The sequence below is a fragment of the Tolypothrix sp. VBCCA 56010 genome, assembly GCF_050875635.1.
Lineage (GTDB): Bacteria > Cyanobacteriota > Cyanobacteriia > Cyanobacteriales > Nostocaceae > Hassallia.
Genome location: NZ_JBPAOH010000119.1, coordinates 1 through 24,598, shown reverse-complemented (window position 1 = coordinate 24,598; position 24,598 = coordinate 1). Strand labels below are relative to the sequence as shown.

The 24,598-nt window shown below is 40.9% G+C and carries 23 protein-coding genes; 14 read left to right on the top strand and 9 right to left on the bottom strand.

From position 1 onward, the window contains the following. The first annotated feature begins 188 nt into the window (after positions 1 to 188). From folD to AABK37_RS29820, 3 genes are all read left to right on the top strand, one after another. On the top strand, positions 189 to 1,064 hold the full coding sequence (folD, locus tag AABK37_RS29830; RefSeq protein ID WP_432555112.1) for a bifunctional methylenetetrahydrofolate dehydrogenase/methenyltetrahydrofolate cyclohydrolase FolD: 876 nt from the start codon (positions 189 to 191) through the stop codon (positions 1,062 to 1,064). Between the two features lie 191 nt (positions 1,065 to 1,255). Continuing rightward, positions 1,256 to 2,182, top strand: coding sequence for a geranylgeranyl diphosphate synthase CrtE (crtE, locus tag AABK37_RS29825; RefSeq protein WP_432555111.1), 927 nt, complete (start codon positions 1,256 to 1,258; stop codon positions 2,180 to 2,182). Between the two features lie 273 nt (positions 2,183 to 2,455). Then, entirely contained in the window at positions 2,456 to 2,911 is a 456-nt protein-coding gene (locus tag AABK37_RS29820; RefSeq protein ID WP_432555110.1) for a divergent PAP2 family protein, read from the top strand. 165 nt (positions 2,912 to 3,076) lie between these two features. Here the strand turns inward: AABK37_RS29820 and AABK37_RS29815 are convergent, their stop codons facing one another. The 4 genes from AABK37_RS29815 to AABK37_RS29800 all read right to left on the bottom strand — a co-directional run bounded on the left by AABK37_RS29815 (position 3,077) and on the right by AABK37_RS29800 (position 6,136). After that, on the bottom strand, positions 3,077 to 3,745 hold the full coding sequence (locus AABK37_RS29815; protein WP_432555109.1) for a hypothetical protein: 669 nt from the start codon (positions 3,743 to 3,745) through the stop codon (positions 3,077 to 3,079). Between the two features lie 164 nt (positions 3,746 to 3,909). Next, the gene (locus AABK37_RS29810; RefSeq protein WP_432555108.1) at positions 3,910 to 4,239 is read right to left on the bottom strand and encodes an MgPME-cyclase complex family protein; all 330 of its coding nucleotides are present in this window, start codon (positions 4,237 to 4,239) and stop codon (positions 3,910 to 3,912) included. 142 nt (positions 4,240 to 4,381) lie between these two features. Beyond that, positions 4,382 to 5,188 carry a SnoaL-like polyketide cyclase gene (locus AABK37_RS29805; RefSeq protein WP_432555107.1) on the bottom strand — a complete coding sequence of 269 codons (807 nt, stop codon included), beginning with the start codon at positions 5,186 to 5,188 and terminating at the stop codon, positions 4,382 to 4,384. Between the two features lie 225 nt (positions 5,189 to 5,413). After that, positions 5,414 to 6,136, bottom strand: coding sequence for a pyridoxine 5'-phosphate synthase (locus AABK37_RS29800; RefSeq protein ID WP_432555106.1), 723 nt, complete (start codon positions 6,134 to 6,136; stop codon positions 5,414 to 5,416). A gap of 124 nt (positions 6,137 to 6,260) precedes the next feature. On the opposite strand from AABK37_RS29800, the gene AABK37_RS29795 reads away from it, so the two are divergent. Continuing rightward, complete coding sequence (locus tag AABK37_RS29795) at positions 6,261 to 6,896, top strand: Uma2 family endonuclease (RefSeq protein ID WP_432555105.1); 636 nt, start codon at positions 6,261 to 6,263, stop codon at positions 6,894 to 6,896. A gap of 84 nt (positions 6,897 to 6,980) precedes the next feature. Here AABK37_RS29795 and AABK37_RS29790 read toward each other — a convergent pair whose 3' ends face one another. Both AABK37_RS29790 and AABK37_RS29785 read right to left on the bottom strand, forming a co-directional pair. Beyond that, positions 6,981 to 8,783 (bottom strand): glycosyl hydrolase family 28-related protein, encoded by a 1,803-nt coding sequence (locus tag AABK37_RS29790; protein WP_432555104.1) that lies wholly within the window; start codon positions 8,781 to 8,783, stop codon positions 6,981 to 6,983. 34 nt (positions 8,784 to 8,817) lie between these two features. Beyond that, complete coding sequence (locus AABK37_RS29785; RefSeq protein ID WP_432555103.1) at positions 8,818 to 10,221, bottom strand: GUN4 domain-containing protein; 1,404 nt, start codon at positions 10,219 to 10,221, stop codon at positions 8,818 to 8,820. Positions 10,222 to 10,370: 149 nt separating this feature from the next. Between AABK37_RS29785 and AABK37_RS29780 the strand changes: the two genes are divergently transcribed. Continuing rightward, a complete protein-coding gene (locus AABK37_RS29780) occupies positions 10,371 to 10,532 on the top strand; it encodes a hypothetical protein (RefSeq protein ID WP_432555102.1) in 162 nt (53 codons plus the stop codon). 50 nt (positions 10,533 to 10,582) lie between these two features. Continuing rightward, positions 10,583 to 11,386 carry a Uma2 family endonuclease gene (locus AABK37_RS29775; RefSeq protein ID WP_432555101.1) on the top strand — a complete coding sequence of 268 codons (804 nt, stop codon included), beginning with the start codon at positions 10,583 to 10,585 and terminating at the stop codon, positions 11,384 to 11,386. A 146-nt stretch (positions 11,387 to 11,532) separates the two neighbouring features. Here the strand turns inward: AABK37_RS29775 and AABK37_RS29770 are convergent, their stop codons facing one another. The 3 genes from AABK37_RS29770 to AABK37_RS29760 form a co-directional block, all read right to left on the bottom strand. Further along, positions 11,533 to 14,067, bottom strand: coding sequence for a caspase, EACC1-associated type (locus AABK37_RS29770; protein WP_432555100.1), 2,535 nt, complete (start codon positions 14,065 to 14,067; stop codon positions 11,533 to 11,535). A gap of 29 nt (positions 14,068 to 14,096) precedes the next feature. After that, complete coding sequence (locus AABK37_RS29765) at positions 14,097 to 14,471, bottom strand: hypothetical protein (protein WP_432555099.1); 375 nt, start codon at positions 14,469 to 14,471, stop codon at positions 14,097 to 14,099. Between the two features lie 118 nt (positions 14,472 to 14,589). Continuing rightward, positions 14,590 to 15,372: an ABC transporter permease gene (locus AABK37_RS29760; RefSeq protein WP_432555098.1), complete on the bottom strand. Its 783-nt coding sequence runs from the start codon at positions 15,370 to 15,372 to the stop codon at positions 14,590 to 14,592. Positions 15,373 to 15,510: 138 nt separating this feature from the next. Between AABK37_RS29760 and AABK37_RS29755 the strand changes: the two genes are divergently transcribed. The 8 genes from AABK37_RS29755 (at position 15,511) to AABK37_RS29720 (ending at position 24,250) form a co-directional block, all read left to right on the top strand. Next, positions 15,511 to 16,122 (top strand): DedA family protein, encoded by a 612-nt coding sequence (locus tag AABK37_RS29755; RefSeq protein ID WP_432555097.1) that lies wholly within the window; start codon positions 15,511 to 15,513, stop codon positions 16,120 to 16,122. A 149-nt stretch (positions 16,123 to 16,271) separates the two neighbouring features. After that, positions 16,272 to 16,826, top strand: a complete 555-nt coding sequence (locus tag AABK37_RS29750; protein WP_432555096.1) for a hypothetical protein — start codon at positions 16,272 to 16,274, stop codon at positions 16,824 to 16,826. A gap of 37 nt (positions 16,827 to 16,863) precedes the next feature. Beyond that, positions 16,864 to 18,108 (top strand): AAA family ATPase, encoded by a 1,245-nt coding sequence (locus AABK37_RS29745; RefSeq protein ID WP_432555095.1) that lies wholly within the window; start codon positions 16,864 to 16,866, stop codon positions 18,106 to 18,108. An 8-nt stretch (positions 18,109 to 18,116) separates the two neighbouring features. Further along, the gene (locus AABK37_RS29740; protein WP_432555094.1) at positions 18,117 to 18,632 is read left to right on the top strand and encodes a hypothetical protein; all 516 of its coding nucleotides are present in this window, start codon (positions 18,117 to 18,119) and stop codon (positions 18,630 to 18,632) included. 85 nt (positions 18,633 to 18,717) lie between these two features. Continuing rightward, the gene (gene mutS, locus AABK37_RS29735) at positions 18,718 to 21,396 is read left to right on the top strand and encodes a DNA mismatch repair protein MutS (protein WP_432555093.1); all 2,679 of its coding nucleotides are present in this window, start codon (positions 18,718 to 18,720) and stop codon (positions 21,394 to 21,396) included. Between the two features lie 74 nt (positions 21,397 to 21,470). Beyond that, a complete protein-coding gene (locus AABK37_RS29730) occupies positions 21,471 to 22,085 on the top strand; it encodes a Uma2 family endonuclease (protein WP_432555092.1) in 615 nt (204 codons plus the stop codon). 30 nt (positions 22,086 to 22,115) lie between these two features. Further along, positions 22,116 to 22,646, top strand: coding sequence for a hypothetical protein (locus AABK37_RS29725; protein ID WP_432555091.1), 531 nt, complete (start codon positions 22,116 to 22,118; stop codon positions 22,644 to 22,646). 653 nt (positions 22,647 to 23,299) lie between these two features. Beyond that, entirely contained in the window at positions 23,300 to 24,250 is a 951-nt protein-coding gene (locus AABK37_RS29720; protein ID WP_432555090.1) for a fatty acid desaturase family protein, read from the top strand. The last annotated feature ends 348 nt before the right edge of the window (positions 24,251 to 24,598 follow it).

Sequence of the window (24,598 nt, the reverse complement as noted above, 5' to 3'; positions counted from 1 at the left end):
GGGATGGGGAGAGGGGGACAAGGGGAGTATTATCCAAAAATTCTCCTTGTCTCCTTGTCTCCTTGTCTCCTTGTCTCCTTGTCTCCTTGTCCTCCTTGTCCTCCTTGTCCTCCTTGTCCCCCACTCCCCCACTCCCCCACTCCCCACTCCCCACTCCCCACTCCCCATTCCCCACTCCACAAAGCGTTATGGAAACAAAAACTGCCAAACTTATTGATGGTAAAGCAATAGCAGCAAAAATTCAGACAGAACTTTCTGCTGTGATTAGAGAATTACAACCCCAAATTGGACGCCCCCCAGGTTTAGCAGTGCTGATGGTTGGTGATAACCCAGGTTCTGCGGCTTATGTACGCGGCAAAGAACGCGCTTGCGCCAATGTGGGGATTGCCTCTTTTGGGAGGCATTTTCCCACCGAAACCACCCAAGCCGAACTAGAATCGGTTATTGCTGCACTCAACTGTGATGAACGAGTCGATGGCATTCTCGTACAACTTCCTTTACCAGATCATTTGGATGCTGTGACTTTACTACATCAAATTGATCCCGACAAAGATGTTGATGGACTGCACCCGGTTAATTTGGGGCGACTGGTGCGGGGAGAACCTGGTTTACGCAGTTGCACTCCATATGGAGTTATGCGGCTGTTGCAGGAATATGAAATTCCTTTGAAGGGAAAACAAGCGGTGGTGCTGGGACGCAGTATTTTGGTGGGTAAACCAATGGCGTTGATGCTTTTAGAAGCTGATGCGACAGTTACCATCGCTCATTCGCGATCGCATGACTTGAAAGCGATCGCTAATAATGCTGATATCCTCATTACAGCAGTAGGTCGTCCCAATCTCATCGACGCGCTTTTGATAAAACCGGGCGCTGTTGTGATAGATGTGGGAATAAATCGTGTCACCGATTCTAGTGGTAACAGTCGCTTAGTCGGCGATGTCAACTTTGACTCAGCCAAAAGCGTGGCAGGATTTATCACTCCTGTTCCTGGCGGTGTCGGTCCGATGACGGTCGCTATGTTGTTGCAAAATACAGTTTCTAGCTATTCTGTGCATCGGCGGTAGAGACGTTCCATTGTCACGTCTGTACTATGAGTTATGAGTTGTAGAGACGTTCCACACTCCCACGTCTGTACCAGGAGTTATGAGTTATAAATTTTTAATTCTTAACTTCTAACTCCTAACTCTTTTAGCTCCAAAGACCCGTAAAATTGTGACTTATATGACAAAAATTAAAAAATGTAAGGAATTTAAGGATGGTAGCAGCGCATAACCTTCACAAAACTCCTGAGTCAGCTAAGTTTGACCTATTAGCTTATCTAAAAGAGCGACAAAAGCTCTGTGAAACTGCTCTCGATAACGCAATTCCCATGCGTTATCCAGACAAGATTTATGAATCAATGCGCTACTCGCTGTTAGCTGGAGGTAAGCGTCTGCGTCCCATCCTTTGCCTTGCTACCTGTGAAATGACTGGTGGAACAATCGAAATGGCAATGCCAACGGCTTGTGCTTTGGAGATGATGCACACCATGTCGTTGATTCACGACGACCTGCCGGCGATGGATAATGATGATTATCGGCGCGGCAAGCTGACAAATCACAAAGTCTATGGCGAAAATATTGCGATTTTGGCTGGAGATGGCTTGTTGGCTTTTGCCTTTGAACATGTCGCCACTAGCACCCCGAATGTGCCACCAGAGCGAGTATTGCAAGTCATTGCCCGTTTGGGGCGTGCGCTGGGGGCAGCTGGCTTAGTTGGCGGTCAAGTGGTAGATTTAGAATCGGAAGGAAAGCCGGATATTTCACTAGAAACGCTGAATTTCATTCACAATCACAAAACAGCCGCTCTTTTAGAAGCTTGCGTCGCCTGTGGCGGAGTTTTGACTGGGGTTTCGTCTGAAGATTTGCAACGCCTGTCTCGTTATGCTCAAAATATTGGGCTGGCATTTCAGATTATCGATGATATTTTGGATATCACGGCGACGCAGGAACAATTGGGCAAAACCGCTGGTAAAGACCAAAAAGCCAACAAAGTGACTTATCCCAAGCTTTGGGGGTTGGAGGAATCGCGTAGTAAGGCTGAAGAGCTAATTGAAGCAGCTTGTGTGGAATTAGATTCATTTGGTGAGAAAGCGAAACCGCTAATTGCGATCGCTCAATATATCATCAATCGCGATCGCTAGTTCTATCCCCAAAGCAAATTAAAAATTAAAAATTAAAATTACTTAATTTTTAATTTTTAATTAAAGCGCAAAAACAATATATTTTGGATTTTGTTCTTTCAAAAAGTGGCGATCGCACGAATTCTCTGCGGCTTATATCGTAGACGCAGGGCAGCTTGCTTTGAATGGCATCCAATTATATTGTCAGATGCCAGCATTCGCTTTTCGGCTTGAGCGAAATATTTCCCTAAATAACAACCCCTGCTAATATTTATTAACAAAGCTCAAAATACCATGCAGGACATAGGCGACATCTTAAACAACCGGGTGCTGCTAGTTGCCCTTATTGCTTGTTTAATTGCCCAAACATTAAAGCTCATAATTGAACTAGTCAAACATCGTAAAGTTAATGTTAGTGTTTTAGTCACCACTGGAGGAATGCCCAGCGCTCATTCCACTTTAGTTACAGCTTTAGCAGCCGGTGTGGGGCAAACTTTGGGTTGGGCATCTCCAGAGTTTGCACTCGCTGTAGTTTTTGCCATCATCGTCATGTACGATGCAGCAGGTGTTCGCCAAGCTGCCGGTAAGCAAGCTCGTATTCTCAATCAAATGATTGACGAATTGTTTCGCGAACATCCAGAATTTAACGAAGACCGTCTCAAAGAATTACTAGGACACACACCAGTTCAGGTGATAGTCGGTTCCGCTTTGGGCATAACCATTTCTTGGTTAGCTAGGTCTGCTTATTAAACTGGGGACTGGGGACTGGGGAGTGGTTAGTGGATAGTGGTTAGTGGTTAGTGGTTAGTGGTTAGTGGTTCTTTTTTACAACTAACAACCAACAACCAACAACCAACAACTATCAACTAACAACTAACAACTATCAACTAACAACCAACAACCAACAAATAACTACTATAACCGCACAACTGAACGCAGTAGCAACACCTTTCGGCTGTCTACTAAATAGGTGGAAAAACCGCGATCGTTCAGCTTTTGCAATGTGTTGTATGCTTCCTTTTGGTTAGTGGTGTAAACTGCTAGCAAGTAAGGGCGTTGTCCATAAGAAACAAAACCTACGTCACCTTCTACGATTTGTTGGAGTTGAGTCGCCAATTCTGGACGGTTGAAATAATCCACCAAGACGGCATAACCTGTTCCTAGTGATTGCGGATTATAGCTTACTGCTTGAGAACGAGGCTGCTGTACGTTTGTTGTTGTTGTTGTCGTTGTCGTCGTCGGTCGAGTGGTGATAATAGCAGACAAGCCGACAATACTGTTAACATACCTTGCCCAACGATTGGCATCGTCAATCTTGTTAAACCCGCCGATGCGAGTTACTGTATCGTTGAGATATCTACAGGTAGTGGTTTTTAGTTCAGTGGGCAAAGCGCGACGCAACTGAGTTTGATTATCTTGTGTGGGGCTGACTACCAATAAAAGATACTCACCCGCAGTTGGTGGTTGACAAACAGGAATGTTTTTTTGAGCGGTGACAGAACTGATTTTCCCACCAATCAAACTGGCGATCGCTAACACCAAAGCACTTGATAAAGTCGTAATACGCATCACAATTTGATACATAATTAAATTTTCTAAATTTTTTCCAAAGATTCCCTAAAAATATGTTTTGTTCCTTTTTTGGGGCAAGTATCAGACCTGCCCCTATGCAGGCGATCGCAGCGGAAAGTTTGAGCGGAGGTTTCCTCCGATCAAAGCTTTCCAAGACAACTGAGCGCTATATTATATCAAGAAACGTTGGCAATCGATGCTAAAGCTTCAGGAATCGTAAGAGAAGGTGACTGAAACTCCCCTGTAATCACATACTCCAATCGCAGTTTTAACCAGGTAATAAATTGGGAATTTGTCGAAATAATTGCTGCGGCTGGTTGGGGACACTTCTGTTTGATTTGTGCCATTTCCTTAGATTCTAGAAAAGCTGGTTGCTTAACTAACCAAAAATCAATTTCCTTTTCTTGTTCGTGGTAGTGACGAGTGCGTTCTTTGAGAACTTCCGCGATTGGTTCTTCTTGTGTGAGAAAGCGTTCGCTTGCCAATACGTAATAGTATGTTTGCATATTCATTCTTTGCTTGCTTGCTAAATTAGACCCCGTCCTTAAGGACGGGGACTCATTGATAAGGGCACAGTGTCAGCCACCATGCCCCTACTAATAAATTAGACCCCGTCCTTAAGGACAGGGACTCATTTAAACTTAAATTTTACCTGAGCAAAGCACTAAAAGGACAACGACTAGCTGGCGGTTCGCTAATTACTTGTTTTTCTCCCCAGTTCAAAAGTCGTTTGATTATACCTAAAAATGTTGGTTTCTCTTGCCCGTTTCCTTGTTTTTCGTTTGCTGTCAGCTTTGATGTAGTTGTTTTTCCACCTGCTGTCAGCTTGTCTAAAAACAAGGTGTTGTCAAAGTAGTGTTCCAAAGAAACTATCTTCAAATCATCGGTGACGCGGGCAATACTCATACCGATAACTTCCACCATTTCTCCAGTACCTGCAAAGTCTTTGTATGAACCGTTAAAATGTCCCCAATGCCGCCATTTAAATGTGACGTTTGGTGGTCCTGAAAAGACTTCTAGCAATTCCCAAGGAAATCCTTCCGGAAATGTTGTGTGAAAAATTTTGCCGGATGATTCAAAGTCTTCTTCAGAAGCTTTGTAATGTTGTGAATCAGCCATGAACAAATTGTAAGTACCAGCAACTCCTAATTCTGCGGCTGTATACTCTACTCCACCATTGGTAGTGACGCGGAACTTGTCACTCACAACCGACAACCACTGTTGCGGGTCGCTTTTGAATGATGCTTCCATCTCGAAGGTTCTGACCAAGTTTTGCACGATCGCTTCTAGTGTACCTTCAAGGTGATTGCATATACTTTCTTGAGCGAGATTTTCTTTTGACCGCGAATAATCTGGTGGCGTTTGATAACGCCACTCTGCATCAGTGCTTTGTGCAATTACTGTATCTCTATCTTGCACCCAAAGCGGAAGGCTGTTAGATTGTGTTGCGCTCATAGAAGTCTTGGTTTAAGATTTGACTCAAGTTTTGCGTTAGTTCGATTTAGTCAGAAGACCGCAGCGCTTGATAACCACGCCACGACTAAAAGCTTTACTTTTAGATCATCCCTCAAAAGGAATATTTTTAACAATTAATTTAATAAAGTGTAAACGATCGCTTCAAAGTCTTCTATCGAACTTCTATTTTGTCGTCGCAGCAACATCCCCTAAACATGTTCGCTTCTAAAGATTCCCCCGCATAGCTTGTTTCATCTCGCGGACTGCTCTTTCTATACCAACTAAAGCTGCCCGACTGATGATAGTATGACCAATATTCAGCTCTTCCATTCCTGGAAGACAAGCCACAGGATAAACATTCCAGTAAGTCAGTCCATGACCGGCATTCACTCGCAATCCGGATTTAATCGCTTGTTCGCACCCCGATGCTAACAAAGCTAATTCTTGCTGACGAGTTGTTTCATTTTTCGCTTCTGCATATTGCCCGGTGTGCAGTTCAATAAATTTTGCTTGTACCTTGACAGAAGCTTCAATTTGTGCTGGCTCGGCATCAATAAAGAGACTAACTGGGATAGCAGCGTTTTGCAACTTATCAACAATCTCACCAATTCTAGCAATTTGACCGACGATATCGAGACCGCCTTCGGTAGTGACTTCTTGGCGTTTTTCGGGTACTAAAGTGACATAATCGGGTTTGATATCGAGAGCGATCGCTAACATTTCTTCAGTAGCTGCCATTTCTAGATTAAGATGCGATCGTACCGTTTGCCGCAACAAGCGCACATCCCGATCTTGAATATGGCGTCTATCTTCGCGCAAATGTACAGTAATTCCATCAGCACCTGCTAATTCTGCCAGTACTGCCGCTGCTACAGGGTCTGGTTCCACCGTTTGTCGCGCTTGACGAATAGTAGCGATGTGGTCAATATTTACGCCGAGTGTAGCCACCCTAATTTCTCCCGTTTGCATCCTCAGGTTTTGATTTTAGCCCAAATCGAGGTTGGGGAGTGAGCGATCGCCTGACTAACTTTCCGAATTTATAATAATATGTAAACTTATCATCAGAGGCGATATGCTTTTAGAACTGCAACAAATTATCGTCAAACCTGGTCAACAAACATTACTCAAAGACATTAGTTGGCAGCAGTTAGAAAATATTCTTGAAGAAATGGGAGAAAAGCGTGCTGCACGTATTTCTTATAGTCATGGCTGGTTAGAAATTATGGTTCCTCTACCCGAACACGAAAAAGATAAAGAAAATATTGGTGATTTGGTCAAATTTTTATTAGAAAAACTTCAAATTGATTTTGAAGCTTTTGGTTCCACAACCTTAAAAAATGAATCAATGCGGCAAGCAGTAGAACCAGATACCTGTTTTTATATTCAAAACCAAGTTGCTGTGATTGGAAAAAATCGCCTTGATTTAACTATAGATCCACCACCCGATTTAGCAATCGAAATTGATATTACCTCTCGCACACGTTTTGATAATTATGAGCTTTTAGGAGTTCCTGAACTTTGGCGATATACACAACAAGGTTTAGAAATTTACTTGCTACAGGGAAAATATATAAAATCTGAATCGAGTCCTAACTTTCCGGATATCCCAATTATTGGATTAGTTCATGAATATGTTCAGCAGTGTTTAATTTTTGGGAGAAGTCAAACTACTCGTAACTTGAGAACTTGGATTGCTAATAATTTATAAAAATAATTTTAGGTATATTCAATAAACATGAGCGCGAAGATACCCGACTTCTTAAAGAAGTCAGGTATCTGAAATCAAAACTACTTATGTTCCACATTGCTTGATTGCAAAGCCAATATTATTTTCTACCTTAATTCCACAAGAATAAGATATATCTCCGCCATTATTACCGCGATTTCTTTCAATAAAATTATCGATACCACCATTACTAGCTCTAGCTAAAATTCCATTACTTAACGTGTTATTCTCTATCTTGACATTATCCATTCTATTTCTGCTTCCATTCGTATCAGCATTAACATAAATTGCTGGAGTATTGGTAATATTAGTTAATATTTTGTTCCCTGTAATCAACACATTCTTTACTTGAGGTACTTTGTAAATACCGATATAAGAATTACCCGTATTATTGCTAATTTTCACGCCATTAACGCTAGTTCCTCCACAACATTCTTGAATCAGAATACCTTCTCCATCAATGCTTTCGTAATCACCTCCCGCAATTTTATGACGGTAAACTTCATAATCATTACCGTCAATGGTGACATTCCAGCCAGACCAATCAATCGCGCGATTTTCAAAAGTGGCAGCGTTTTGAGGTTGTTTTGTGCCAGTGGGATCTATCCAAGCTTGCTTATTTTTTTCATCTTTGATTTGATTGTTTCTAATAATTAAATTATCTCCAGTTGCGTGAATAGCAACTCGCATAGTGTGATAAACCCAATTGTCCTGAATTACCAAACCTTTGCGAAAGAAGTTAGGAAAGCGATTTGGGTCATTAGGTAATTCTTTAGGTGAACTGAAGCGATTTAGGGAAATGCCGTAGTGGTCTGTATAGTTAAACTTAGCTTTTTCACCTTCGGGATACGTAACTGTTGAATTTCCCCGAAGTTGTTTTACTATATAATTTGGTTGGTTAAAATTATCGGTGACAGCATCATTGAGGCGATTGTTACTAATTAAAACGTTAGCAAAAGCTTGAATTTGTATATTAGCTGCAAACCTGTGAGAAAATCGCTGCCAAGGATTCTGAAATGATTCGGGTACGCGAGGTTCTGGAATAGCTACGTTATTACTTCTAACTCCAAATATAATAATATTTTGGTTAGTATTTCTCTCAGAATATTCTGGTGATGAAAAATCAATTGCCGCACGATTAATATCTACATTCACTACACCGATATTGCTATCTTTATTTAAGTTGGTTGTGAGGATTTTTTTAAAAGCTGTATTATTGGGTGTACCGCCACCAGAAAAACTCGGTTTATATTGAGGAAAAACTAACTTTGTGGCTGGATTGTATGAACTAGATTTAGCATCATTAACTGTAGGTGTGTCTCCACGGATAACTACACCATCCTTTAAGTAAATGTTATCTGCAAAATTGTAAGTTCCAGCCGGTAAATAGACTACACCTCCACCATTACTAGATGCAGCATCGCGTGCAGCATTAAAGCTAGCATCTATGGTAGAAGCGGAAAATTCTTTGATGTTGTAAATGCAATTCCATTTAATATTTTTAGTCCAATAAAAAGCGTTATCTTTATATTTTGCAACAATGGGATTGTCTTGAGGTGCATTGCTACGACTACCACATTTTGACGATTGGGTAATAGTTTGAATTGGTGTTTGAGAATCAGCAGTTTGATTAGGTGAAATTTGAGAATTACAGCTATTCAGAAAAATTATGATGACAGCGGTTAAGAAAAATTGGTAGAAGATTCGGAACTTTCGCCGCGCTTGTCGGATGGTAGCGATGTGGTTAATGTTGATATCGAGTTTAGGCAACCTTAGTTTCTCCCGTTTGCACAGTTCCCAGAACTTGATTTTACCGGAAATACTGGTTATGAGGGAAGTGAGGGAGCGATCGCCTTTCCCAATAGCCAAGATTAACGTTAATAATTGCTCGGCTGTAATAATCTTATAGACCACAGCTTATAATTCTAGACATGTATGCTTCGCGATCGCCGCTTCCCTGCCAATTGACAACCCAAGGAAGTTGTCCTTTAGGAGCGCTAAGAGAAAAGTTGGTAACAAAAACAAAAACAGGAACTCTCCCATTTTTCCCATTTTCTTTCTCCTCTCCCCACCCAACACGGATCATAAACTTACCAAGACGACCGTTCACCTCGCTTGACTCCCAGATACTTCTCTGAACACTAAAGCCGAAGTGGTGGTTGCTATATTTTGTCCAAAGACTATCTATGGTACGTAAGTCTTCACAAGGGAACTTTTGATAGTCTTCTGCTTTAAGGCTGCGTTCGTTCCATTTACCTGCCACTTCCCACATTCTCTGAGCAGTTTCAACGTCAGCGTCTTGCCATCTCTGTTGTGATAAGAGAGATTCAAGCTGAGTATAGCGCGGGTTAGAAAATTTCTGCTCGTAAATTTGAAACCCTGCCAACCCAATTAGAAAAATTGCGCTACCTGCAAGCAACTTATTTTTAGCTTGGGCAATCTTTGCAAACAGCGATCGAAAATTTGATGTAGATGGTTGAGCGTTGTTGGGTTCAGCGTGAATCGACGTAAGCTGCGGTGGTTCTTGATTGTTAAGAGTAAATTCTTTTTGAGGAATTCTTGCCTCAATTGCTGCTAAATCTTCATCTATGAGGTTTGTGTTTTGCTGTTGTGTAATTCGTGATGCCTGATTTTGGTTCGCTGACACAGTGCCATTAGATAACTGCGATTCCTCTTGTGGGTTTGCGGGTTGTTCCTCAACTTTACCCAAATGCGGCTTCTTTTTCATAATTGGGATAGAGTCACCCGAAATCCCAGCAAACTGAATCGCATTGCAAGCAATGTTAAAAGCAAACTCTATGCGCGAGTAAGTATCATATCGCGGATCGTAAGCTACTAAAGCGTCGTAAAAGCCAACGGCAAATTCGAGCGCGGCTTTATCACCGATCGCAGCATTCATGCCAATGACATAATCAATATGTTGAGCGATCGCCAAAGCTTGTTCTTCACTATAGCAAGCATTCAACACCACACACTCTACTTGCTTGGCGAACTGTCCGAAAAGTCCGGCAAGTGCAACTGAAGTGACTAACTTTTCTTTGCCGGTTTCATCTTCAAATGATAATCCTGTAGTTCCCGCACCATGTCCGGAAAAATGGATAATATTTGGGCGAAAATCTAACACCGCACGGCGCACATCTCGCGGACGTACTGCCCATTCTTGTTGCAAAATAAATTTATCACGTTGTTGCGAAAGCCGCAAACCTTCTTTAATGTCGCGCACTTCCTCATCCAAACGCAAACGTGATGTCTGTTTCGGGTTCGCAGCTAAAATTAAGATTTTCTTCGCCGGAGTGTTGCTATTCATTTTTGATTTCCGTAAAATCTGTGCTTTAATCATCCACTAACTATAAATAGTCTTTGAACCTCTCCAAATATGCATTTGACTTTTATCTCTAACTCGAAGCATTAGTATAAAAACGCAAACCAAACCTTAAAAAAAAGGGCGTTGCATAAATGCGGGATGAATTAGCGGCTGAAACTATTAATAGTTCGTTCAAAAAAGGGCTAAATTATCTTATGATTCAGCAACGCCAAAAAAAGTATAAAACGCAATACAGCACCACAGGCAAAGCTACCGCACTAAGTAACCAGGTAAAATACTTTCAGCAAGCCTAGGCAGATTATGATAGAAATTTCAGGCTTGATAGGAAAGGCGATAATCCCTCATGACTACCGAAAACAATCTAGCCGTTGTGGACTGGGAATCCCATAAGCCACCTACAGATTTAATTTTTGATGATGGTGAACCCTTGGAATCAAATAGACACCGTATTGCGATGAATATCCTGATTCGGTCATTGCAGCAAGCTTGGGCTGACCGCAATGATTATTTTACCGGGGGCAATATGTTTATTTACTACAGCAGCACCCAGGTTCGTAACCGTGATTTCCGGGGTCCAGATTTTTTTGCTGTCCTCAATGTTGACGGCAATAACTCAAGACAAGGCTGGGTAGTGTGGGAAGAAAATGGTCGTTATCCGGATGTAATTGTGGAATTAATGTCACCATCTACCGCAGCAATAGACAAGGGTATTAAGAAAAACCTTTACGAACAAACTTTTCATACCTCAGATTATTTTGTCTACGACCCCTTTGACCCTAATTCTTTGCAAGGATGGCATTTAGATGATAATCAACAATACCAGTCTTTGACCCCGAATGAGCGCAGTAGGCTATGGTGTAGACGTTTAGGTTTATGGTTGGGGACTTGGGAAGGAACAATAGATAGAGAAACAGCGGTATGGTTGCGGTTTTACGATGTGGCTGGCAATCTGGTTTTGTTACCAGAGGAGGCTGCAATTGCACAAGCGGATGCAGCAGTTGCACGAGAGGAGGAAGCAATTGCACAAGCGGATGCAGCAATTGCACGAGAGGAGGAAGCAATTGCACGAGAGGAGGAAGCAATTGCACGAGCCGAACGTTTAGCAGCTAAATTAAGAGAGTTGGGGGAAAATCCAGATGTGTTCTGAGGGATTTTTGCTACAGTTTTGCGTTGTACCTTAAGGTGGAAGCGGCACAAACTCATATTTGTCGAAGAGTGCGATCGCCGTTGGGCATAACCCTTCTCGTAGAGTAGAAGGATATTCAGTGCGATCGCTCTTAAACATCTTCAAAACTAACGTTGAAGCGGCACAAATTCATATTTGTCAGTACCAGGTTTTTGTTGAACTTGAACTAAGAAGATGGAATTATTTGTGCGATCGCCTGATGGTAAAAACTGAATCTTTCCTGTAGCACCATCAACTGAAAAATCGGCACTGTGCAGCGTCTTTTGTAGTTCTTTACGGGTGTTGCTTTTTTGCAAACCTGCAATGATTGCCTTGGTTGCATCATAAGATGTCGCTGTTCGCCAGTTCACCCTAGCTTTCCATAATTTTTCAGAATTATTGACAAACTTTGAGTTGGAAGCATTACCAATATGCCAGGGAATTGCTACTACCATCCCCTCAGCTTGCTTTCCCAAAGAGTCTAAAGTCTTTTGTCCGAAAATATTATCTCCTCCCAGTATACCTAACCTGCGATCATTCGCCTTAATTACTTCGTAAGCTTTCTCTAGTGTTTCTGAATTCGGGGCTAACATCAACACTTCTGCACCTTTAATCGCCTCATTTACAGCAGTCTTTTCATTAAAATTGCTCTTAGATAAGTCAAATTCCAATATGTTTAATACGTTACTCTGTTTTTTAACAGCCTTAACAAATTCATCCTTTAGCGATTTGCTATAATCACTGCCAAAAACAAAGAAAACCGCTGGTTTTTTTTTATGCAAATTTCTCACCATGTAATTAGCTAATTTTTCCGCTGCTTGTTCATCACTAGGAACTGTGCGAAAAACATAGGAGCTAAACTTAGAAATTCTAACAGAAGTGCTAGTAGGAGAAATAGCTACAAGTTCTTCACCGTTATAGACGGTCCCTGCTTCTAGAGTAGCATTGCTAGAAGCAGAACCTACTACACCTAAGACTTGCGGATCTCCGACTAAGGCTTTCGCAATTTTTGTAGGAGTGCCTGGTTTCTCATCATCATTGGCGATCGCTACTTGCAATAGCTTGCCATTAATGCCGTTATTGCTGTTTACTTCATCTTGAGCTTGAGCTACACCGCGCAGTATCTCTTCTGCTAAATCTGGGTCGGTATCAATAGGTACGCTCACAGCAATTTTCAGCCAATTTCCTTCTTGACGAGCTTTAGCATTGTTCAAGTAAATCAATGCTTCTGGATCATTAGGATTCTTTTTTAAAGATGATTTGAAATTATTAAAAGCATCCTCATGTTTGCCGGATGCGAATGCCTGAGTTCCAGCTTGTTTACAGGAGTTGGTATCTCCTGTTTTTAAAATTTGTTCACCATAACTAATCTCTAATTCATTTTTTTGGTTATTTTTCACATTCGGGACTTTTACATTATTTTGGCACTCTTCAGAGGTACTTAGAGGGATTGTTATTTTTGAGAAATAGCTTTTAAACATTATGCCTGTTCCAAAGCATACTACTGCCACGACAAAAAAAATTATAAATTGCATAAATTTTTCCTTAGCAGTTATCTTTTTAAATTTTTCCTTTGTTTTTGTAGTTTGTAAGTTTGCAATTATAGGAGCTTCAATTAGGGCTATATTTTCATCTGTAAATCCTAAAACTTTCTGAAAACGTTTCAATTGTTCACGAGTTTTCTCTTTAATAGGATACTCACGCTTAATTTCTTTAATAAATCTTTGTTCATATAGCTTCAATTTTCTCTGGTACTCTCGGTAAGGTTCTAAAACCTTATCCTCGATTGCCGCAGTTTCCTCAGATGTTAGTCCTAGGTGATGTCGTAACTCATCTAACACATCGCGCCCAGCATCAGAAATGCGACCATCACCTGCACTTGTCAAATACTCAACTTCTCGACGATATATTAGCTGTGGGTTGTCACTGGGTGCTTTAGCAAGCAGAATCTTAAAGCCTTCTCTAATTGCATATATTTCTGGTTTCATTGCTGGAGCAACTTCTTGAACCCTGCTTTTGGCATATTCATGCAATTCATCAACTGAAATCCAACCATCTTCATCTCGATCTGCTGCACCAGTCTTTAGTCCATCAACTATATAATAGGTGTAAGTTGAGGTATCTGCCCCTTGTTGTTCAAATGAAAATTGGGTGGAAGTCGAAGATGTGAGAACAGCTCGCCCTTCGCCACCCAACTGGTTTTTAACATCTACAAAACCATCATCTCTGGCTAACATACCCTCAGCAAACGCACCACTAAAGCAACAATCAAGAATCACTACTTGGTGCTTAGAGCGGCTAGTGGTCATGAACCTATGTACAGAACTAGCAGCTACTGCGGTTGTCTCAAAAAGTCTCCCCTGTAAATTTTTGCGGGTGTTGCGAGCAGCAAAATAAAGCCTACCGCCCTCATCTTTAATGCCATGACCAGAGAAAAATAACAGCACGAGGTCATCTTTTTGACGACCATCAAATAAAATTTCTATGGCTACCGCCATTTCATGTTGTTGAGGATTTACTAGTACTTTTACCTCATCAAAACCGCCAATTTCGGGGTTATGCAAAACTTGCCGCATTGCTTCAACATCATTTGTCGTCCCTGGCAATGAGTTAAGACCAGGCTCATACTCACTGACTGCAATTAGAAGTGCTACTTTCGCCATGTTGCTATTCTTTCTTGCTGATGAATTTCTCAGTTACCTGCGATAAACTTTTGAGCTTGTTCAATGGCGGCGGTTAACTCTTGCTGGCTGCTAGCTTTAACTTTCAACTTTTTCCCGTTAGCTTCAACTTCCAATTCAATGGTTTTGTTACCCAAGCGATCGCCCAAAAATCCGAGCAATTTCTTAAAGTTGCCAACACTTACCTCTGTCCGCAACACCCCCAGCAGAAAGCCACCAAAAGATTTTGCACCTTCAGGCATTTGTTCTGCTTGTACAAAATCAGCTTCTTCCCCAAACTCTTCTATCTCTCGCCGCAGATTTCGGGTTAGTTTGTCTAATTCCTCATCATCTAAATCTAGATCTTTCAGGAAAATAGTCAGTTTTACTGTAGATTCGTCAATCATACTGATGCTTTAGGCGACTTTATATGCAATGTATGATTATTATACGCATTTCCACTAGAAAATTTTCGACAGACTTTATACTCTATTCAAAGAAAATAAATTATCTCGTAATTTCTTCCTAACTCGAAGCACTAGTATAAAAACGCAAAGCAAATCGCCAAAAATAAGTAGAAAACGCAAACAGTCCCACTGCCAATCCTGCCGCACTTAGTACCCAACTGATTTCACCCCGACGCAGCATTGCCTCTGCTGGAATCGTAGTTAAAAAAGCTACTGGAACTACAAATGTAAAGAAAAAACGGTAAGCAGTCGGATATGCAACCATCGGATATCTTCCAGCTTCCAACAAACCGCGCAGCACTTCAGTAACGTTGTATATTTTCACAAACCAGATGCTAGTCGCACCCAGCATAAACCACAAGCTGTAAAGAATTATTAAGCCGAAAAACAGCGGTATGATACTAAGTAAATAGTCGTTTATTCGCAAGTTAAGTTTTGAACCTGCATAACCAATTATCAGGCTACCGAAAATTATATCCGGCATTCCCCAAGGTGATAGGGTATGGATAGAAAGCCAAAACTGACTGCGGATAGGTTTTAATAGTACAAAGTCTAGCGTACCTTCTTGCACGTGGCGGACAATGCGATTTAGGTTTGGGGCGAGAAAAGTTGCGGAAAAACCTTGCAGTAAAGTAAAAATTCCCAGAACTATTAAAGCAGCTTCCCATGACCAGCCGCCAAAGGTGTAGCCTGTACGGTAAAACAAGAATAGTCCGAATAAACTACCTACAAGATTCCCGACGCTGCTGAGGGTAGCGAGAAGAAAGTTGATGCGATACTCCATCTCCGCTGCTATGGCAGCACTCCAAAACAGTCTTAGTACTTTCAAATATCTTGACATTTTCAGATACCCAGCAATATATGAATATATTTTTTAGGATACAAAATAACTTTACTTAAACTTAATATTATTTTTCATGAAGAAAGAATTTATGAACGTTAAGATATTCTATGCCTATTGTTGAATACTAGAGATTTTATGCATTTTGATTTACCGCAGATAGTTAAATCACTTGGTTATTTTGGAGTATGGGCGATTGTTTTTGCGGAATCTGGGTTATTAATTGGATTTTTTCTACCCGGAGATAGTTTGCTATTTACTGCTGGATTTGTCGCATACACGAAACCGGAACTGCTAAATATCTGGGTTTTGATTTTTGGTGCTTTTGTTTGTGCAGTGTTTGGTGATAATGTCGGGTATGCTACTGGACATAGATTTGGACGCAGATTATTTCAAAAAGAGGATTCGTGGTTGTTTCATAAAAAGCATTTGGAAAAAACTCAATCTTTTTATGAAAAACACGGGAAGAAAACGCTGGTTTTAGCGCGGTTTGTGCCGATAGTGCGGACTTTTGCCCCGATTATTGCTGGTATTGGTGCGATGCACTACCGCACATTTATGTCTTATAACTTAATTGGTGGTTTTTTTTGGACATTCGGTATTACTTTGTTAGGGTATTTTTTAGGGAAATCATTGCCAGCCGAACAGGTGGATAAGTATTTGTTGCCGATTATTGGGTTGATTATTATTGTTTCTTTAATTCCGTCGGTTATTCATTTGATTCAAGAAAATAGAGGAAGTAAACATTAGGATTTTCTCACGCATTCGCCTTTAGGCGTTCCCGCAGGATAGCCGCAAAGTCGTCGCAAAGAAGGAAAGGGGGATTTTCTTACCTGGGGTAGTTGGCAAGTTTTTGCGGATGAGAGAAACTGAACAACCAGAGTGCAATTATACCGCTGATGACTTCATTTGACATTTTTCTGGAAGACTTTATTTTTCTGGTACTCTCGACGTGTTTTTTTGTGTTTGTGGGTTGGACGTGGAGACACTTAAAACCGATGAGTCTTCCGGAACCGCTTCCAGGATGGTTTAAAATCTGGTTTCGTACAGTGCAGGTGTTGGGAGCGCTGTTACCGCTGGTGGTTATGCTTTTATGGGGTGTAGTGTGGGGAAGCGATACCTACGGCACACTTCGCGATCGCACTTTAACTGTGCTTGTGTCATACTATCTCATGCTAGGGCTGCAAATTCTCTTTGAAAGTCTGACATTACGACAGTATAAATCGGTTGTCTGGGTAATGGTTCCTTATTTATATTTGCCTTATCGCATTTGGCAACTGTATGAGGGTTTAATATTTCTTGGTTCTGAAAGTCAATTGATGTGGGTACGCTATTTTTTGATTTTACAGATTATTGTCTGGACTGTAAATTATGCCTTAGATGTGTCTCAGCTACCAAGGTTGTTTCGCTGGGCTGTACAAGATAATTCTGAAGTAGTTGTTGTAGAGCGATAATAATAAAAGTAAAATCTGATAGTTTTTGGAGTGAGTCATGCTGAAAAAACTCATCCTAGAAAATTGGAAAAGTTTTCGTTATGCAGAATTACCAATTGACCCATTAACTGTTCTTATTGGTACAAATGCCAGTGGAAAATCTAATGTAGTTGAAGCTTTGGAATTTTTACAAAGAATAGTTAGAGGTAAAGATATTGAGGCTGCTTTAGCAGGAGATAAAACATTTCCATCTATTCGAGGTGGTGTAGAGTGGGCTGCCCTTCAACCTAAAACTCAATTTACATTAAAGGCACTAGTTCAAGGTAAAGATGATATAACTGATTATCTCTACAGTATCACAGTACAAACAAAACCATTTATTCAGGTTTTGGATGAATATATTACTCGCCAAAAAAACACTGTTCCTAATCCGCAAAAAAATCATCAAAATTACTTGCTTAGATTTGCTTTAGGCTCAAATGGAATACCAAGTATTTCCGCAATCTTTACAAATGAAAAAACCAAAATTCCTTTAACAAAAAATTTTCACCATCGAGGGTCAATCTTAAATGATTTAAGAGTCATTAATTTTTCCGAACACATAAGCAATGAAATCAATACAGTTATTCAGTCTATCGAAAATATTTTTGTTCTAAATCCAATTTCTTCTAAAATGCGGGATTATTCCCGACTTTCTGAGAGTATTGAAAGTGATGCATCCAATATTGCTGGTGTACTAGCAGGATTGCCGGATGCAGAAAAATCTAATGTAGAATTAACTCTATCTACATACGTGAAAGATTTACCTGAAAAAGATATTCAAAGAATTTGGGCAGAAAAGGTAGGCAGATTTGGTACAGATGCTATGCTTTACTGTGAAGAACTGTGGAAACCCGGTCACATCACAGAAATTGATGCTAGAAGTATGTCGGATGGAACTTTAAGATTTCTAGCAATTCTTACAGCGCTACTTACTCGACCAGAAAATAGTCAACTAATAATTGAAGAAATAGACAATGGTCTTCATCCCTCTCGTGCAGAATTACTGGTAAGAATGCTGCGGGAGATTGCCAATAAAAGAAATATTGATATATTATTTACCACCCATAATCCAGCTTTGCTTGATGCTTTTGGACCAGAGATAGTACCATTTGTCGTTGTCGCACATCGCACGGAAACTGGAGAAAGTCAGTTAACGGTAGTAGAAGATATTGAGAATTTTCCCAAGCTGTTTGCATCAGCTTCTTTGGGTAAACTGACAACAACCGGCGCGATTGAAAGAAGTCTTTCTCGTAACGAGTAATTAGAAGCATGAGAAAGGTTCTGATTATAGACACATGCCTTCTCTGCGTTTGGTTGAAAGTTCCAGGAATGGAAAGTTGCGGTTCTGACAATGATGTGTGGGATTTTCAGCGTGTCAATCAGAAAATACAAGCAGAAATCGCTATATCTACAATTTTGGTGCTTCCCTTAGCCGTGGTTGTGGAAACTGGTAATCATATTGCACAAGCTAAAGCAAAACAGTATGAAACGGCTCAAGAATTTGCCAAAATTATGACTTTTGCCGCAGATGAAACAACTCCTTGGGCTGCTTTTGGTGAACAAATTGTGCTTTGGGAAGGAGAACAATTAAAAAAGTTAGCGGCTGAATTCCCTGAAAATGCCAAACAAAAGACTTCTATGGGCGATGCCAGTATTGTAAACTTGGGTAAACATTATCAGCAAAAAAGCTTCCATGTCGAGTTTTTAACTGCTGACGAAGGTCTAAAGGCGCAGGAACCACCTTTGCCAGTTACACCTACAAGACGTAGCGATCGCAGAAGATGAATAAACTTTGAGAAATCTACTTTCTAAACTAACAACAGGTTATCATCAAATACTGTGGAATTTCCGTGCGTATAACTAGGCATCTATGACTGCTTCTCACTCTGCAACCCCATCCACCAAACCCGATGCCAGTACATTTATCTCTGACCATCGAGCGGTCGATCGCACTAAGCTCAGTCAAATGTACCAGCATTATATCGAAACCAAGGAAAAGTATCCTCACGCGATGTTGCTGTATCGGGTCGGAGATTTCTTTGAATGTTACTTTGAAGATGCGGTGACGCTAGCGCAGCAGTTAGAACTTGTGCTGACGAGCAAGCAAGCTGGAGAACAAGGACGTGTAGCAATGTCTGGTGTACCGCATCACTCTTGGGAACGCTACGCTACGCTGCTGGTGGAAAAAGGCTACGCTGTGGTAATTTGCGACCAAGTGGAAGATGCTGCGGAAGCTGCTGGGAGGTTGGTACGTCGCGAAATTACCCGCATCCTCACTCCCGGTACTTTGCTAGAAGATGGAATGCTAAAAGCAAGTCGCAATAATTACCTTGCGGCTGTGGTAATTGCTGGGGAACATTGGGGTTTGGCTTACGCAGATATATCTACAGGCGAATTTCTCACGACGCAAGCCAGTAATTTAGAACATCTGACACAAGAGTTAATGCGCTTGCAACCTTCGGAAGTGCTAATTCCGACGAATGCGCCAGATTTAGGTAGTTTGCTGCGTCCTGGGGAAAAATCCGAACATCTGCCGGAATGCTTGCCTGCATCGTTTTGTTATGCTTTGCGATCGCAAGTTCCATTTTCTCAAGGTGAAGCCAGAGCAAAATTATTGCAGAAATTCAAAGTGCGATCGCTTGAAGGTTTGGGTTGCGATCGCCTTCCCCTCGCTGTTCGCGCTGCTGGCGGTCTTTTAGAATACCTGGAAGATACTCAAAAAGACCATCCGGTTTTTCTCCAAGCTTTACGCACATATACAATTACTGATTATTTAATTGTTGACAATCAAACTCGCCGCAACCTAGAAATTACGCAAACTGTTCGCGATGGCACTTTTCACGGTTCTTTGCTTTGGGCGTTAGATAGAACCAGTACGGCAATGGGTGGACGTGCTTTGAGAAGATGGTTGTTGCAACCGCTACTCGATATTAAAGGCATTCGAGCGCGGCAAGATACGATCGCAGAGTTAATCGAAAATACACCTCTGCGTCAAGACTTGCGGCAATTGTTACGTCAAATTTATGACTTGGAACGATTGACTGGACGCGCCGGTTCTGGTACGGCAAATGCGCGAGATTTGGTGGCTTTGGCTGATTCTTTGGCGCGTTTACCAGAATTAGCTAGCTTGGTGGCTGATACTCGTTCTCCCTTTTTGAAAGCTTTGCAGAAAGTGCCGCCTGTATTAGAAGAGTTGGCAGAAAAGTTACACGCAAATTTGGTGGAGTCACCGCCGATACATTTAACTGAAGGTGGGTTGATTCGCCAAGGTGTGAATTCTCTGTTGGATGAGAGAAAAATAACTGTGGAAGCAGACCAGCAATGGATTGCTAATTTGGAAGTTGACGAGAGAGCAAAGACGGGAATTCCGACTTTGAAGGTAGGATACAATAAGACCTTTGGATATTATATCAGTATTTCTCGCGCTAAAGCGGATTCTGTTCCGAGTAATTACATCCGCAAGCAAACGCTGACGAATGAGGAACGTTACATCACGCCGGAGTTGAAGGAACGAGAAGCAAGAATTCTCTCGGCGCGGGATGATTTAAATCAGTTGGAATATGAGATTTTTACGGCGTTGCGGGATGAGGTGGGAACACATGGCTCGGAAATTCGCATTCTTTCGCGTGCGGTAGCGGCAGCTGATGTGTTGTGCGGTTTGGCTGAGTTGGGGGTACATCAAGGTTATTGCCGTCCGGAGATGGTTGCGGGACGGGAGATTTTGGTTGTGGATGGGCGTCATCCGGTGGTGGAACAGTCTTTGCCTGCCGGGTTTTTTGTGCCGAATTCTACGCAGCTGGGAGGAACGAACCGCAGAGACGCAGAGGACGCAGAGGAGGAAGACAAGGGGACAAGGGGACAAGGGGGACAAGGGGGACAAGGGGGAATTTCTGCCTTGTCTTCTCCCACTCCCCCTCTCTCCCCGTCTCCCCATCCCGATTTAATCATTCTCACGGGTCCAAATGCGAGTGGTAAGAGTTGTTATTTGAGGCAGGTGGGCTTAATACAACTTATGGCACAAATTGGTAGTTTTGTGCCGGCTTCTTCTGCGAGGTTGGGGGTATGCGATCGCATTTTTACTCGTGTGGGTGCGGTGGATGATTTGGCGACGGGTCAATCTACTTTTATGGTAGAGATGAATGAAACGGCGAATATTCTCAATCATGCGACTGAGCGATCGCTTGTCTTGTTAGATGAAATTGGACGCGGTACGGCAACTTTTGACGGTCTTTCGATTGCTTGGGCTGTGGCGGAATATTTGGCGGTGGATATTCGAGCGCGAACGATTTTTGCTACACATTACCACGAATTGAATGAGTTGGCGGCAATGTTACCGAATGTTGCTAATTATCAGGTGACGGTGAAGGAGTTACCCGACCAGATTATCTTTTTGCATCAAGTTCAACCAGGAGGTGCTGATAAGTCTTATGGTATTGAAGCGGGAAGATTAGCGGGTTTACCTGCGGTGGTAATTCAACGCGCAAAACAAGTGATGGGGCAGATTGAAAAGCATAGTAAGATTGCGATGGGTTTGCAAAACTTGGATTAATGAAGGAGGGATATTAAGCTATATCTATATAACTGAAAAACTAAACTTTATTTAGTAGATAAGAAGGTAGCAACATGACTACAACCAAACAAATAGTTACCTTTGAGCAGTATTTGACTTATAACGATGGTACTGATACACGCTACGAACTTGAGCGAGGAGAATTAATACCAATGTCTCAACCCCGTGGAGGACATGGTGAAATCATGCACTTTTTGGAACGCTCATTTACAGCAGAAATCGAGCGACTGAAGTTAGATTGGGTTGCGTGTCGAGCTGCGATCGGTGTTAGAGTACCTCAAGTGGGTAGACGGGATACTTCTAGAGTTCCAGATGTGACAGTTTTACCTTTGTCACAGTGGAAAAATTTGAGAAATAGAGAAGCTGTAATTGAACTTAATGAAGAACCACCGCTATTAGTTGTAGAAGTTGTGAGTGCAGGAACTGAAAGTCGTGACCATCGCGCCAAAAGAGCGGAATACAATATCCTTGGTATCCCAGTTTATCTGCTGGTTGATTTTCTCGACTTCGACCAAAATGGCAAAGCAGTAGATAAGCGGGTAACAGTTCTAACTTTGGTTGAAGGCTTTTATGATGAAGCGGTTTATAGAGGAGAAGAAGTAATTCAAATTCCCACATTTTCTGAGTTGAAGCTGACTGCTAACCAAGTTATCAATGCTGGTGCATAGGTTACACTGTTATAATATTTATGATAAATTATGTCAGAATTAACAGAAATTTTACAACGCATTTCTACTTGGGTGCAACAATATCAACCAGAGAAAGATGGTAAAAAAATTCCTCTTTTAGCCCCTGGTTTAACGCACGAAGAAATTGAAAGTAAAGTTAAAGATTTGCCATTTCGTCTATCTGTGGAACTGTATGAACTTTATCAATGGCACAACGGAGGTTACAGTTGTTTTTTAGCAGCAGAAGAACAAGAATTTGTCAAGAAATCTTCCGAAAAAATCAAAGCTTTTTCTGCGCGTGAGATTGTTCATTTCATTTCTTTAGATGAAGCATTAAGCTACGCTATTTCGCGGGAAAGTAAAGCAGGAAAACACATATTTCCTATCTTTGCATGGCAAAATAACTCTGAATGTACGCTTCTAGACTCAGAACAGCGAGAAACTTCTCCAATTGTCGATAGTTCCACTCCCAGCGAAAAATTTATCAGCTTTCCGAGCATCACTAACATGATGCTGTATTATACAAGACTTCTGGAATCAAAATATCTCTGGATTTACTAAATACAAAAACTCTGCGTCACCTGCGTTTACCTTAAAAAAAAGCAATCAATAGCATTTATGACGCTTGTCAACTAGCGTAGGATAGTTGTTGATGATCAAGAGTCACTATAAACTCTATGATTGTAAGTAATTATTCCTAAAAAAATTACCTGATTAATGCTCCATTAAACTCTGTTGAATACTACCGATATCTGCCACTTCTACTGGCTTTCGCTGATTACGAGAATTTTGAAGAGCATCAGCAGATTTATTTTCAAAGCCCTGTGACATCAACCTGACTCCTGAGGATTTTTTGACAACAGCATTGAAGTCATCTCATTTGTCTTCCTCAGTTGTCAAGTACGTTTTTTACACTATTCTTTATGCCTATCTTCTTTGATTTGTCAAGCTCACATTATACCAAATTAGATGAGCTTATCCTGCGATCGATAGCAGAACAGATTACGCGACCATTCCTTTTTGTCCAAAGTCCAAATGAGTAGATAAGGGACATAAATAGAGCAGTTATATCCAGGTTGATTACCGAGCTATAACTTAAGTTTTTTGTGATGCTCCCATTTGTGTATAATATTTTCTTACTAGTGAGAAATCTCGGTTTCTCAGCCAGTGGTAGTGGGTTGAAAAAGTTTTAATAGTTTAGATAGGTGCTAGTAATGGAAAAAATCAGCGGGACTGCTGAAATTTCTCAGAAGTCTGAAAACTTTGGTATTGACTTAAAAAGCATATCTAAAGTTGATCGTGTACACTCTTTTGCAAAGCTATTAACTTATTTTGCTTTGGTAGTTTTTCTGAGTGTTGGAATTATTTTTCTTCAGGATTGGAAATTAATTCTTATACTGCAATTACTGTTGGGAATTACATTTGCTCATGGCTTAGAATTGCAACATGAGTGTCTTCATCACAATTTTTTCCACTCAAAGATATTAAACCGCTTTTTCGGTTTTCTGTTTGGTGTTCCAATGCTTGTTTCATACACCCATTACAGAGTTCAGCATCTACACCATCATAAATATTTAGGCACAGAAAAGAATGCTGAGATATTTGACTATGATGAGTCTTCACTAGAAAGCTTCAATAAACTCTTCGTTAGAGCCTGGAACTTTGCAAGAGTACCAACTTTTTTCTCGACATTATTTAACTTAATGAAAGGTAAATACCCAGAAGTTTTTTCTACTGACAAGGCGAAAAAGGATGTTTTAATGGAATATCTTGTGCTAGTCACAATTTTTCTAACAGTCTTTTCTATCAGCGTGTTTGACGTGTCCTTAATACCTCTCAAAATATGGTTTGTACCGTGGTTAGTTTTTGGCGAATTTTTCCATTTTCTTATAGAGTTACCGGAACATATATATTGCAAGAAGACGACAACAGATGTTTTCTTAAATACTCGTTCAATTGAAACTCATCCAATCATTAGTTACATTACAAACGGCAATAACTATCATGTTGAGCATCATCTCTATCCTAGTGTAGCGGTACATAATCTTGAGAAAGTTCATCATACCATTCGTCATAAGATTGAATACTTGAGTGTATCGTACTTCGATTTCTTTCTGGAAATATTTCAAAAAGCTACGAGTAATCGTTCTGTGACACCTTCCTAGTTTGAGAATTTGATCGTTTGATACTAGGACTAGCCCTTTCGAGATGAGCATATGTACTATCAAAGTTTTTGCGACATTTCAGACATCTACTGAGATGGAACAAAGAATCTATGCATTAAACTCCAAATTTTTGGATTGTAAATTAAGCGATTGCCTGAGTTAAAATACCAAAATTGGGTTAAAAACATTATTTTTTCATAGTACAAATGTTCCCCTTGAAAGGGCTGGTTCTAGATACTTAAATATGGACTAATTTAAATAAATATCTCCTGTAAGCACTCTCTAGTTTGCAGGTAGTTAAAATTTAAATCTACAAGTCTGATTTTTCAGTAATTATCCTTAAATTTT

Bases quoted from the DNA above. Each gene is read 5' to 3' on its own strand.
- AABK37_RS29820 (WP_432555110.1), top strand. From the start codon at position 2,456: ATGCAGGACATAGGCGACATCTTAAACAACCGGGTGCTGCTAGTTGCC.
- AABK37_RS29755 (WP_432555097.1), top strand. From the start codon at position 15,511: ATGCATTTTGATTTACCGCAGATAGTTAAATCACTTGGTTATTTTGGA.
- AABK37_RS29815 (WP_432555109.1), bottom strand. From the start codon at position 3,745: ATGTATCAAATTGTGATGCGTATTACGACTTTATCAAGTGCTTTGGTG.
- AABK37_RS29770 (WP_432555100.1), bottom strand. From the start codon at position 14,067: ATGGCGAAAGTAGCACTTCTAATTGCAGTCAGTGAGTATGAGCCTGGT.
- crtE (WP_432555111.1), top strand. From the start codon at position 1,256: ATGGTAGCAGCGCATAACCTTCACAAAACTCCTGAGTCAGCTAAGTTT.
- AABK37_RS29810 (WP_432555108.1), bottom strand. From the start codon at position 4,239: ATGCAAACATACTATTACGTATTGGCAAGCGAACGCTTTCTCACACAA.
- AABK37_RS29780 (WP_432555102.1), top strand. From the start codon at position 10,371: ATGCGGGATGAATTAGCGGCTGAAACTATTAATAGTTCGTTCAAAAAA.
- AABK37_RS29725 (WP_432555091.1), top strand. From the start codon at position 22,116: ATGTCAGAATTAACAGAAATTTTACAACGCATTTCTACTTGGGTGCAA.
- folD (WP_432555112.1), top strand. From the start codon at position 189: ATGGAAACAAAAACTGCCAAACTTATTGATGGTAAAGCAATAGCAGCA.
- AABK37_RS29805 (WP_432555107.1), bottom strand. From the start codon at position 5,188: ATGAGCGCAACACAATCTAACAGCCTTCCGCTTTGGGTGCAAGATAGA.
- AABK37_RS29775 (WP_432555101.1), top strand. From the start codon at position 10,583: ATGACTACCGAAAACAATCTAGCCGTTGTGGACTGGGAATCCCATAAG.
- AABK37_RS29760 (WP_432555098.1), bottom strand. From the start codon at position 15,372: ATGTCAAGATATTTGAAAGTACTAAGACTGTTTTGGAGTGCTGCCATA.
- AABK37_RS29740 (WP_432555094.1), top strand. From the start codon at position 18,117: ATGAGAAAGGTTCTGATTATAGACACATGCCTTCTCTGCGTTTGGTTG.
- AABK37_RS29795 (WP_432555105.1), top strand. From the start codon at position 6,261: ATGCTTTTAGAACTGCAACAAATTATCGTCAAACCTGGTCAACAAACA.
- AABK37_RS29720 (WP_432555090.1), top strand. From the start codon at position 23,300: ATGGAAAAAATCAGCGGGACTGCTGAAATTTCTCAGAAGTCTGAAAAC.
- AABK37_RS29785 (WP_432555103.1), bottom strand. From the start codon at position 10,221: ATGAATAGCAACACTCCGGCGAAGAAAATCTTAATTTTAGCTGCGAAC.
- AABK37_RS29745 (WP_432555095.1), top strand. From the start codon at position 16,864: ATGCTGAAAAAACTCATCCTAGAAAATTGGAAAAGTTTTCGTTATGCA.
- AABK37_RS29730 (WP_432555092.1), top strand. From the start codon at position 21,471: ATGACTACAACCAAACAAATAGTTACCTTTGAGCAGTATTTGACTTAT.
- AABK37_RS29765 (WP_432555099.1), bottom strand. From the start codon at position 14,471: ATGATTGACGAATCTACAGTAAAACTGACTATTTTCCTGAAAGATCTA.
- AABK37_RS29750 (WP_432555096.1), top strand. From the start codon at position 16,272: ATGACTTCATTTGACATTTTTCTGGAAGACTTTATTTTTCTGGTACTC.
- mutS (WP_432555093.1), top strand. From the start codon at position 18,718: ATGACTGCTTCTCACTCTGCAACCCCATCCACCAAACCCGATGCCAGT.